The organism is Rhodococcus sp. IEGM 1241, assembly GCF_033142365.1.
Classification (GTDB): domain Bacteria; phylum Actinomycetota; class Actinomycetes; order Mycobacteriales; family Mycobacteriaceae; genus Rhodococcus_F; species Rhodococcus_F erythropolis.
Map to the genome: position 1 here is coordinate 89297 of NZ_JAWLSE010000010.1, position 10617 is coordinate 99913.

Annotated in this window: 8 protein-coding genes; 1 reads left to right on the forward strand and 7 read right to left on the reverse strand. The window is 58.4% G+C overall.

The genetic code is table 11. The features are described from left to right. Positions 1-38: 38 nt before the first annotated feature. The 5 genes from R4P70_RS32785 to R4P70_RS28905 form a co-directional block, all read right to left on the reverse strand. The gene (locus R4P70_RS32785; protein ID WP_411742490.1) at positions 39-452 is read right to left on the reverse strand and encodes an AraC family transcriptional regulator ligand-binding domain-containing protein; all 414 of its coding nucleotides are present in this window, start codon (positions 450-452) and stop codon (positions 39-41) included. Positions 453-904: 452 nt separating this feature from the next. Continuing rightward, positions 905-2191, reverse strand: a complete 1287-nt coding sequence (locus R4P70_RS28890; protein ID WP_180279714.1) for an MFS transporter — start codon at positions 2189-2191, stop codon at positions 905-907. A gap of 477 nt (positions 2192-2668) precedes the next feature. Then, positions 2669-3241, reverse strand: coding sequence for a hypothetical protein (locus R4P70_RS28895; protein WP_317833044.1), 573 nt, complete (start codon positions 3239-3241; stop codon positions 2669-2671). Beyond that, on the reverse strand, positions 3234-4691 hold the full coding sequence (locus R4P70_RS28900) for a class I adenylate-forming enzyme family protein (protein WP_317833046.1): 1458 nt from the start codon (positions 4689-4691) through the stop codon (positions 3234-3236). Before R4P70_RS28900 ends, R4P70_RS28895 begins: the two co-directional genes overlap by 8 nt. Positions 4692-4920: 229 nt before the next feature. Then, positions 4921-5661: a PaaX family transcriptional regulator C-terminal domain-containing protein gene (locus tag R4P70_RS28905; protein WP_099698984.1), complete on the reverse strand. Its 741-nt coding sequence runs from the start codon at positions 5659-5661 to the stop codon at positions 4921-4923. A 1634-nt stretch (positions 5662-7295) separates the two neighbouring features. Between R4P70_RS28905 and R4P70_RS28910 the strand changes: the two genes are divergently transcribed. Beyond that, entirely contained in the window at positions 7296-7619 is a 324-nt protein-coding gene (locus tag R4P70_RS28910) for a putative quinol monooxygenase (RefSeq protein WP_099698982.1), read from the forward strand. A 315-nt stretch (positions 7620-7934) separates the two neighbouring features. On the opposite strand, the gene R4P70_RS28915 is transcribed toward R4P70_RS28910, so the two are convergent. Together R4P70_RS28915 and R4P70_RS28920 are read right to left on the reverse strand one after the other, a co-directional pair. Continuing rightward, positions 7935-9935, reverse strand: a complete 2001-nt coding sequence (locus R4P70_RS28915) for an acetoacetate--CoA ligase (RefSeq protein WP_317833055.1) — start codon at positions 9933-9935, stop codon at positions 7935-7937. Positions 9936-10103: 168 nt separating this feature from the next. Further along, complete coding sequence (locus R4P70_RS28920; protein ID WP_180279700.1) at positions 10104-10424, reverse strand: putative quinol monooxygenase; 321 nt, start codon at positions 10422-10424, stop codon at positions 10104-10106. Positions 10425-10617: the final 193 nt, after the last annotated feature.

Genomic DNA, 10617 nt, shown 5'->3' on the forward strand with positions numbered 1-10617 from the left:
GGCGAACGTGAGCGACGGGTGTGTCGTCGTAGTCGCGTTCAGTGAAGGCACGTGCTGAAGAGTCTCGTAGTTATGCGTCGAGTGATTCCTCGGTCCGGACGATCGGGGCGACAAGCACCCGATTCTCGAACTCCATTACGACCTTGGTGGCATCGAAGCTGACGCGAGTACCGAAGACCGAGTCGTAGTTGCGTGCGGACAGTTTGATCCGGCTCGGGAAACGGTAGCTGCACCGTGACCGGCTTCAGGCGGTGCCCAATCAGCCAGGCGGAGAATCGGTGGAGAAATATGAGTACGAAGGCTATCAGCAGGCGATTGATTGGGTTGTCTACTCTTGTTTCATGTCCTCGTATCTCGGGGCGAAGTTCGACACACACTGTTGTTGTTGTGTCGCAGCGACGTTCGAGGCGGATTTGGGGAAATCCCGACAACAGAGGAGTCACTTCGGCCATCCGACGGAGCGCGTTGCCCAGGTCGACGCAGTGAATCAACGACAAACAGACCAATCAAAACGTTCCGCGGGGGGACGGGCGCCGTGCCGAGGCCGAAAAGTTCGTCGTCGGTCAGCCTCCATGCATCTCTCGTGCACCTCGTCAATTGGGCGGGCGAGGCAAGGGCAACTCGAACTTGCTGGTTTGCAGTAGAAGTCCTCCCTGCCGCGGCCAGCGCATTTACGAAACTCTCCGGATGGGAAATCGCACAACTAGGAAGCGGTGAGAGCGCGTCACCGCCGACGCGCCGGAACCGCGCTTGAATGTCTCTCAAATTTCCACCTTTTGGGCGTCGCGGCCAGGCAACCACGACCGTGCATCGACAATCACCTTCAAGCTGCGTCCGTTCGTGTGGTCTCTCACTCTCGGTGCCGAGAGCGAGAGACCACACGCAAATGGTTCGAAAACCCTTACTAGGCTGAAGCTTCCATCGTATCGGGAATCCGAGCCGATACTGGGGCCGTTAGTCGCGATTCTTCAGCGCGCTGATTGCGCCATAGGAAGTAGACCAGTGCAGCCGAGAGCAGGGTGGGAACGATCATGAGTTGGAAGATCGATTCGGGGTGCCAGGAGCGGTCGATGAGCATTCCGATGCCCAATGGCATCAGGATCGGACCTATTCGACTGATTCCGATACCCAGTCCCATTGCAGCCGAGCGATTCTCGGCACCGAAAAGGGCCGGCACGAGTGCATAGACCGCGACGTTGGTGGCGCACTGGCATAAGCCGAGTACTGGTGCTACCACCAGTGCGTACATGAGATTCGACGACACGAGCGAGAACACCGCAAGTAAGATTGCGGAGAGTATTGCGAAGGTGACAGTCAAGCCGAACAGTGAAAATCGACTCGACAGCACTGCGACGACGAGTCCCGCAGTCGCCGCCCCCAACGATAGAAGTAGAACGCCTCCGAACCCGCCGTCAGTTGACATCCCGGCCAGGACCAGAAGTTTGGGGAGCCACATGCTGCTGAAGTAGTAGGTTGAGACGACCAGGAGGAAGATGAGGACTACGACGACCATCTGCCAGGATCGAATCGCGAAGCCCGCAGGAGTTGGGAACTGTTCTGCTGTATTCGTATTCGTGAACTCGGCGCTAAGAGCTGCGGAGTGTGTGTCAATCCCCATTCGGGCCAGGATGTCCTCGAGTCTGCGCCGGGCCGAGTCGGTACCCTTCGCTGCGAGGTAGTCCGGCGTCTCCGGGACAGTGGCAATGACGAGCATGCATACGAGAGCAGTGAGGACAGCGCCGAGGACGAAGGCACGCTGCCAGCCTGTGTCCGACATCAGTAGGGCGGCGCCTGCGCCTCCTACCGCGCTGCCAAGGGGTAGGCCTACTGAGAGGATGCCGATTGCGGCAGCGCGTCTTCTGACCGGTGCGAACTCTCCGACCGTGATGGTCAGGATGGGCAGCATTCCGCCCATGCCTACTCCGGCGAGAAGCCTGAATGCCGATAGCTGTGTCATGTCAGTTGCGAGCGCCGAAAGTCCAAGGAACACAGCGATTATGCTGAGTGACAGGATGAGTTGGGAGCGGCGGCCGAAACGGTCGGACAATGGCGCCAAAACGATCGCGCCGAATATCATGCCAACCGGACCCATGGCAAGAAGAATGCCGGTCTGGGCACCTGTCAACCCCCAGATATCGGCGAGTGGGACCACGGCCAGCGACATGGAGAGCAGGTCATACCCTTCAGCCATGTTTGCCAGCATGCACACGATGAGTACGCGGATTTGGAGTCGACTGATGGGTGCGGAGTCTATCAATTGTCGAGCCGGAGTCACGATCGTCCTTCTTTCGGAAACTGTTGAGCTGGAGCATTTTCAGCAGATACGAGTCCCGGAAAGGTGCGTCGGACGCTGCGAGTCCCGGTTTCGCTCCCGTGTTGGGCGTTTGTTCCGGAAATGACGGAGAGGCCAGCTGCCTTCTCAGTCCCTGCGACTCGGTGCCATTTCTCGGGTGGGCGGAATTACCTAGTCGACTTGTATCGCATACAAATATGGCAGAGAGATGTGTATCACGTCAAGCGTCGAAGGCGAGCGTTCTGAAATCCGTGGGAGGGGTGTTGTTTCTGCGCCACGATCGAGTTCCGCCCCGGTACCTAGGAGGTAGCGGGGCGGAACTCGTCTTCTGAATATCGGTTTCGGTTGAGTACCAGTGTGCAAGTGGTGTCGTGATCAGTTACAGCGTTCGATGGGATCGGGCATGATCGGAGCCCCGGGCTCCGGTGGGATCTGGAGGGTGCGGCATTGGGCGGAGATGCCGAGATACAGGGCGGAGATCGCGACGAACTCGGCGCGTTCAGCGGCTGTCAACACATGGTCGATCACCGTGCTCTCATCTTTGGTGAAGGGCCTCAGGCCGGCGATTGCGTCTGCGATCGATATGATTGCGCGTTGTCGGTCGGACCAATCCGGAGTCGGAGTCTCGTCGGTGACCGTTGCCCGATTCTGGCTGTCGGTAAGTCCGGAAGTTTTGCCGAAATACGCTACGTGGACGCCCCACTCATGCTCGGCTCGTTGTTGCGCAGTGACTCTCAGAATGCACAGTTCGCGGTCGGCGTTGCTGAGCTGTCCAGTATGGAGTAGTCCGCGCAGGCCGAGTATAGGTCCCTCGGCGTAGGCGCGCAGCACCGCCGGATTCTGAGCCATCGCCAAGTAGAGGAGCGGCGGACGATTGGGTGGAGGAACGACAGCATCCAAGAGCGCTCGCGATTCTTCGGGTAGATCGCCGAGCTCGAACTTATCCACGAAGAGCCGCCTTCTGGATCTTGCCGATTGCGTTGCGAGGTAGTTCGTCGATGAACGTGACGCTCTTAGGGCGCTTGAACCCCGCAAGATACTCCCGGCACCAGTCGATGACCTCTGTCTCGGTCAACGCGGACCCATTCATACGGACCACGTGGGCCGTTGGAACCTCTCCCCAGCGCTCGTCCGGTACTCCGACGACCGCGACCTCGGCTACATCAGGGTGTCGAGCGATCACTGCCTCGAGTTCGGCCGGATAAATATTCTCGCCGCCGCTGATGAGCATGTCTTTGACCCGATCGACGAGGTGCAGGAAGCCATCGTCATCGATGTACCCGATGTCCCCGGAGCGATACCAGCCATCCTCGGTGATTGCACCGGCGGTAGCTTCCGCGTTCCCCCAGTACCCGGCGAAGCGCTGTGGCCCGCGGCACCAGACCTCGCCTCGAGATCCGGAATCGGCCGTCGATCCGTCAGTCAAATCGACAATCTTGAGTTCGGCGCCAAGTAGCGCTTTTCCTTGCGAATCAGAGCCTTTCGAGCCCATCCGCGGTAACCAGTACGTCAGGCTGCCGGTGTATTCGGTCATTCCGTAGACGATCTGGACTGTTACGTCCAAGTCGTCGAAACCTTGGATGAGGCTGACAGGAACCATCGAACCACCGCAGCTGATGCTGATCAAGCTGCTCGCATCGACCTCACTTGAACGTGCCACCTGGAGCAGGGCTTGCAGCATCATCGGCACGGCCATCATCGTCGTGATGCGTCGATCGCCAATCGTGCGCCATACCTGGATCGGATCGAAGTCCCGCAGAAAGATCGTGGTATTTCCCCTGAGAACGCTTGCTGTGAGTGGTGCCAGCCCGGCGATATGGAACATCGGCGATACAAGCAGGAATTGATGGCCCGGCTCCCACGCAATACTGTTCGTCATGGCGTGCGCGGACCAGAAGAAGTTCGCGTTGGTCAGGACAGCGCCTTTGGGGCGCCCGGTTGTTCCCGAGGTGTACATGATGACTGCGGGATCGTGAGCAGAACCTGCTGGACTCAGATCGGGTGGGTTGAAATGGTCCACGATCTCGCTGGCGTCGATGACGCGAGCGTCACCGGCTTCAATCGCGCCGTTGCAGACCCTGAGCGGATTGCGGACGCTCTTTTCAGCCAGTGCTTCCGCGGTCGCCGTGAACTCCGCATCATGAAGTATTGCAACGGGTTCCGAGTTTTCGACGACGTACGCCAGCTCGGGAATCGGCAGGCGCCAGTTCGCGATGACGGCGACGGCTCCGAGATAGGAGAGTGCGTAGAAAGATGTCGCCAGAAATTCGTCGTTCTTTGCGAGGACGATTACGCGGTCGTGTTTTTTTAACTCCGACGGTTGCAAGTGCGGCGGCAAGCGCACGACTGCGGCCGTCAGCTTCTCGGAAGGTGAATGTCCTTCCGTTCGAGTCAACATAAGCGTCGGCCTCGGGTGTGAATCTGGCTCGCTCGGCCAGGATTTGGGCGGGAGTTGGTTCCACGAGAGTCTCTTTCGCGAGGGTGTTTGGGGTACAAGAAGGTTGGCAGGCCGAAGCGTGCACACCGAATAACGCGCTCCCCGGATCTCGGTGAACACGTTCTGTGACTGCGTTTTCGGCAGTTCTCGCTCGGAATGCGCCCGGGATCTGTGTCCGAACTTATTCTCGTCAGTCTGTGTGTTGGCGACAGACAGACAGATGAGTAGCGGTCAGCTCGGTGCGGAAGTCTTCACAGGCCCAACGGAGTTCATTGCCTGGCCATCGTTCGGGGAGTAATTCGTCCGGCAATGCGGGATCGCTTCGTAGATGCCGGACCGAGGCTGCGGCAGCGGTGAGATGTTCGATGGGTTCGCGCGGAGAAGTGAGCGTCTCGAGTAACAGGCGCGCTTCGGCGGCCCATACATCGAGATCCCACAGTCGCCGACTGAGGTTCCTGTCGTCTTCGGGAATCGTCTCGAATGTCTCGAGTTCGGTGAATTCGGACAGGTTAAGGTCAGCTAGGTTGTCCGGACGTAGCCAGACGCCTTCTCGCAGTTCTGCAAGCCGTGCCCAGGTGAGCGATTCACGCAGCGCCGCACGGGTTTCGGCGTTGCGGCCGCGGTCGGTTACGACTGCCATGCGCCACATGCCGTCGTATGGTCGACGTCGAGTTCCTGCCTGACGGTCGGTAGATGCCTGCCGTTCGAGATGATGGTCAGCAAGGACGTAAGCGCCGTCCTCAGTCACGAGGTCGCCTGCCGCGGTCATCCGGGACAGGGCGACGCGCATAGTCGACGACGTGACTCCGAACAGCGATCCCAGTGAAACCAGATCCCGGGCCGTGAGTTTCGGTGGACGGGAACCCAGCATCAAGCTGAGTGCAACCGACCTTGCGCTGAGTGCGGGCATGAGTTCGTCGAGCGTACGCATGGGACCTCCTTGCCGCGTAACATTACACTTGTTCAACAAATGTGGAAAGTGTGTAATGTGACGTGCGACATGAATTGGCGAGTTCCGTGACGAATGTCGTAGCCTCGCAGGGGCATCTCCGCAAGAAAGACGTCTCTCTCACCGGATCGAGTCTGCTCGCACGCGTCGGGAATTCGTTATCCAAGGAGTGCGCCATCGAACGAAAGGACGCCCAACGCGTCCATGAATGCCAAGGCGGTCGCAGGGGATGGGCTGTTGCAAATGGCTAGGTGTGTCATCTCGATGACAGGGCGGACTGCGATTTGCCTTGGTGGACCCTCCCGTTCCTCTGAATTCCGTATATCACTGTCAGTGAATGGGTTTCAGTCGTCTCTCGGGCAACCGCCCCGCGGTGCGTACCTCGCCGTGCGCTTCGAGTGGCTCTGTTTCGATTTGGATCGGCGTCGCCCACCATTGCTTGGATCGACTGCTGTTCGTTTGTCGCGGTTTACCTTCCGGGTTGGCTTGCATCCCGCAGCAATCGACTTGTTCGGCACCCGACTTCCCCCGATGACCATCATCCCCCCGATGACCATCATCGCAAATATACCATAGGGTATATTGACACACCTATATGAGTATTGACGGACTGCTGAGTCCGCAGACGCTTTTTGCAGGCTCGACTCAATGTGTCCACGGCGGCGACAGCATGGTTCAGTGATTTGCATTCGTTATCAGGGGGAGCGGCGGGATCGGCCTCGACATCGTTAATTCCTCTGCCGCAGAAAGTCTTCGAGTGTGTTGTTGTCGGCAACACATCGACAGTCGACACGATTGCAGCGAAACGATGACGACGTACGCCACACCGCAGATCCACGTGCTTCGGTGATGGTGTTTCACTACCAGGGCGACCAAAATTGGTTCAGCGAACGCATCATGGCTGCGTGGGGCAACCGTCTTATTGCTGCAGAAGGCACTGGTCTGGTCCGTGGTGCGCAAGCGGAACTCCGCGCGGCCGCAATTCGATTCTGTGTGGGGATTCCTCGCCCGTAGTGGACATTCCCGATGATGACCTTTGTTCACAGTGTATCGATATCATTGGGGTGCAACGGACTACCGTTGACTTCGTCGAGATGATGCGTGAATAGATGCAGGCCGATAAGCATTGCCAAGTGCATCTGTGACGGTGATCATCAACGATGAAGCATCGCACTCGAACGCGACGGAGTGGAGCGAGTTGTCGTGGTGTGCATTCTTCCTTTCCCGAGATCGCAGGCTCGGAAAGACTCACCGGCGCCGCTGTGATCCCGGCTCGATGGGCCGTCGTTCATGGTGTTTCTGGAGGTGATTCCTATCGAGTCTGAAACATTGTGATACGCGTCGCGCGGCCGCAATTCCGGAGCGCGAACGCACTCGGCGAGGACGTTGAATCGCTGCGGATTGCCGTTATGGGCGATCCGTCGAGTGGCTGGGTGCGTATAGACCGTAACTCGCCCTTGGGTTTTGCGGAGCCATCTCTACGAGCCGAAATTATAACGAGTGTTATTGTGTGTACGGGGTGTGGCCTGTCGGGTCCATCGCCGAGCCACCTGCCAGTGTTCGATCACCGCAGCGTCACGAGATTTACTCTCGATCGAAGAAAATAGGAGAGATGAATGAGCAGTCCAGTTATCTTGGTAGCGAAGATGATCGCAAAACCGGATCAGGTAGATCTGGTCGAAAGTACTCTGAAGAGCGCCGCGCCGGCTGTGCACGAAGAGTCCGGTTGTCAGTTGTATGCGTTGCATCGCAAGGCTGGTACGACGGGCGAATTCGTGATGATCGAAAAGTGGGCGTCTCAGGAAGATCTCGGTGCTCATTTCAAGGGGTCCGTCATGCGTGAAATTGGTGCCGTGCTCAAATCGGCGCTCGTGACTCCTCCGGAAGTTCAACTGCTGGAACAGATTCCCGCAGGCGATGCCGCAGTGGGGGTCCTCTAGTCCTGACGGAGGACGCAAGACCTCGGACATTGCGCGATGGCGCAGTCCGGGGTCTTGCAGACTGAGGCCCGTGTCGGCTTCTCGGACTTTATTGTTGCGTAAGAGATGTGAAGCCAACGCGTGGCTGCGTCATGGAGTGAATGAGTCAGTCGGAGTTCCCCTCTGAGGAGATTCCTAGCACCGGCGATTCGTCCGCGAGAATCGACGCAAACGGATACTAGTCGGGAAAGGTTGTCGATCCACCAATCTTGGTGGTGGGCTGACCTACAGCTGCTGAAATTCGTCCTGCAACTTGATCCGCCGGTGTCATCAACGTCACGACCTCGTGCGAGCCATTTCGGTGTAGAAGTCGATGAGCTCCGGCTTGTCCACGGCTCCCAGACTGACCACTGCTGCTGGATCTGCGCCTTGCAGTATCCGCTTGAGTGGTACCTCCAGCCGCTTTCCGGTCCGGGTGTGCGGCAGTGCGGGTACGACAAAGAACTCGTCAGGAATGTGACGTGGAGACGCTTCATCGCGAAGCTTGCGGCGAATCCTCTCTACGAGTGGATCATCGAGAACGACGTCGTCGGTGAGGACGAGAAACATTGGCATCCAGTATGTCGCATTCGGCAACTCGACGCCGAGGACCAACGCTTCGACCACCTCCGGCATCGCTTCGACGACGGCATAGAGATCGCTGGAGCCAATCCGGACACCGCCTCGATTGAGTGTCGAATCGGAGCGGCCGTGAATTATGTAAGTACCACGGCTGGTGTGGGTCATCCAGTCACCATGACGCCAGATACCGGGGTAGACGTCGAAGTACGCAGCTCGATAGCGCGCTCCGTCAGGATCGTCCCAGAACGAGACCGGCATGCTGGGCATGGGCTTTGTAACCACAAGTTCACCAACCTCGTCGATGGTTGGATTACCTTCGGCGTCGTATACGTCGACAGCGACACCCAGCGATGCGGTAGCGATCTCGCCAGGATAGATCGGCATTCCGGGCGACCAGCCGACGAATGAGGAACAAACATCGGTTCCTCCGCTCGTGGACACGAGGGGCAGATCAGGGCCCACATGTTCGGCCACCCAGTCGTAGAGGTGCGGTGCAACTGGGGAACCCGTGACTCCGATGTGCTGGAGTCTGGAGAGGTCGTGATTCTGGCCTGGTGCGAGTTGCGCGTTAGCGGTGTACTGCAGATGACCAGGGCTGGTGCCGAACATAGTGGCCTTCTCGTCTCCGGCGATCTGCCAGAGGCGGTCCAAGGTCGGGAACCCGGGGCTTCCTTCGTAAGTCACCGTTGTGGCTCCGGTCAGCAGGGCTGAAACCACGAGATTCCACATCATCCAATTCGTCGTGGTGTACCAAAAGAAGACTGACTCCGGTTCGGCGCCATACTGTAGGCCGAGAGATGCCATGTGCTCGAGCAGGATTCCGCCGTGCCCGTGGACGATACCTTTGGGGACTCCGGTAGTGCCTGACGAGAAGAGTATCCACAGGGGGTGGTCCGCCGGTACCTGCAATGTGGACGATGCGTCCGTGGATTTGCGGGGTTCTATTGCCTCTTGCCATGCGATCAAGGGGCCGTCGGTCGTAGTGGGGTCGAACACCAGACCCGCGCGCTCGGCGATGATTACTGGCAGGTTGTGGCCGAGTTTTGCAGCCAATGCGGCGACTTCGGCGCGACGGTCGTAGACGGTCCCGTTGAACTGGTAACCGGTGACGGCAACAAGCACGCTTGGTTCGAGTTGAGTGAGGCGGGCCGCAGCGGCATCAATACCGTAGTCCGGTCCAATACCGGACCAGACAGCACCTATCGCTGCAGTACCGAGAAACGCGATGATCGGTTCGATGCTATTGGTCAGATACCCGACCACGCGGTCACCGGGTTTTACGCCGAGAGACTGCAGTGTTGCGGCAAAGCCGTGTATTGCGTCGGTTAGTTCCCGCCAGGACGTCTCGCAGCGGGTTCCGTCCTCGGCGACGGAGACAACTGCAGTGCCGGGGCGACTGCCATGTCGGAGTACCTGGTCCACATAGTTCAGGCGTGCTCCAGGGAGCCACTGTGCGCCCGGCATCTGGGTTGACCCGAGAATTCTGTCGTAGGACACCGAGGCTTTCAGGTCGAAGTAATCCCAGATGCTCGCCCAGAACTCTTCTTGTTTCTCCACTGACCACCGCCACAAACCGGGGTAGTCCACGAGTGTCGCGTTAGTTCGTTTGGATGCCCAGGTAGCGAACCGGCCAATTTCTGCGGCTTCAAACCCGCTCTTGCTCGTCGGGGATGATGCGACATCCTTGTACTCGATCAAAGCGAACTGTCCTTCCATGATTACGTCGCCGAGAGAACTTTGGAGCACCACGGCTTCGTGCTGTGTCTCGCTGCAGAGCCCAGCGAGGTGGGTGTGGCCAAGTCGAACTGACTCACATTCTCGAATATTCGCTCTTACTTGGAGTTTCGGGAGATCTGACCGTCGGCATGTCTTCAGTAAGGAGCGTTACCAGGTTGGGATACCATCGCCCTCGCCCACAATGGCCGCCTCGTAGGTGCGGAACTTGTAGGTGCCTTCCTGCAACATGGGCTTGCGCTTCTGTGAAAATGCCAGATAGTGCTCCGCGCGGATATGAGCTTCGACGTCCTGTGCGCGTCTCCACACTTCGAAGACGAACATGCCGGTGTCGTCTTCCACGGAGGGATAGTGGGTATAGGAAATGTTCCCCTCTTCCTTCCTAGTCTCGCGTACGTTGGCCTCAACTATTTCCAACAGCTCATTTCTGAGGCCTGGCTTGACGGAGTAATAGACCTCGCAGATGATCACGTGTTTCCCATCCCTTCGGTATGAAATTCTGAGGGTTTTTCGTTGGTGGCAGTTGACAGAACGGCGTTGTCGGCTGGCCCGGAGATCTGGCCGGGTGTGCGAGACGAACGTCGCCCTGAATCGCCCTGGGTTCGGTGGAGACTTCTGGCCTTGGAAACGAGGATGGAAGCATGCCGAATGAACGGGTGTCAGG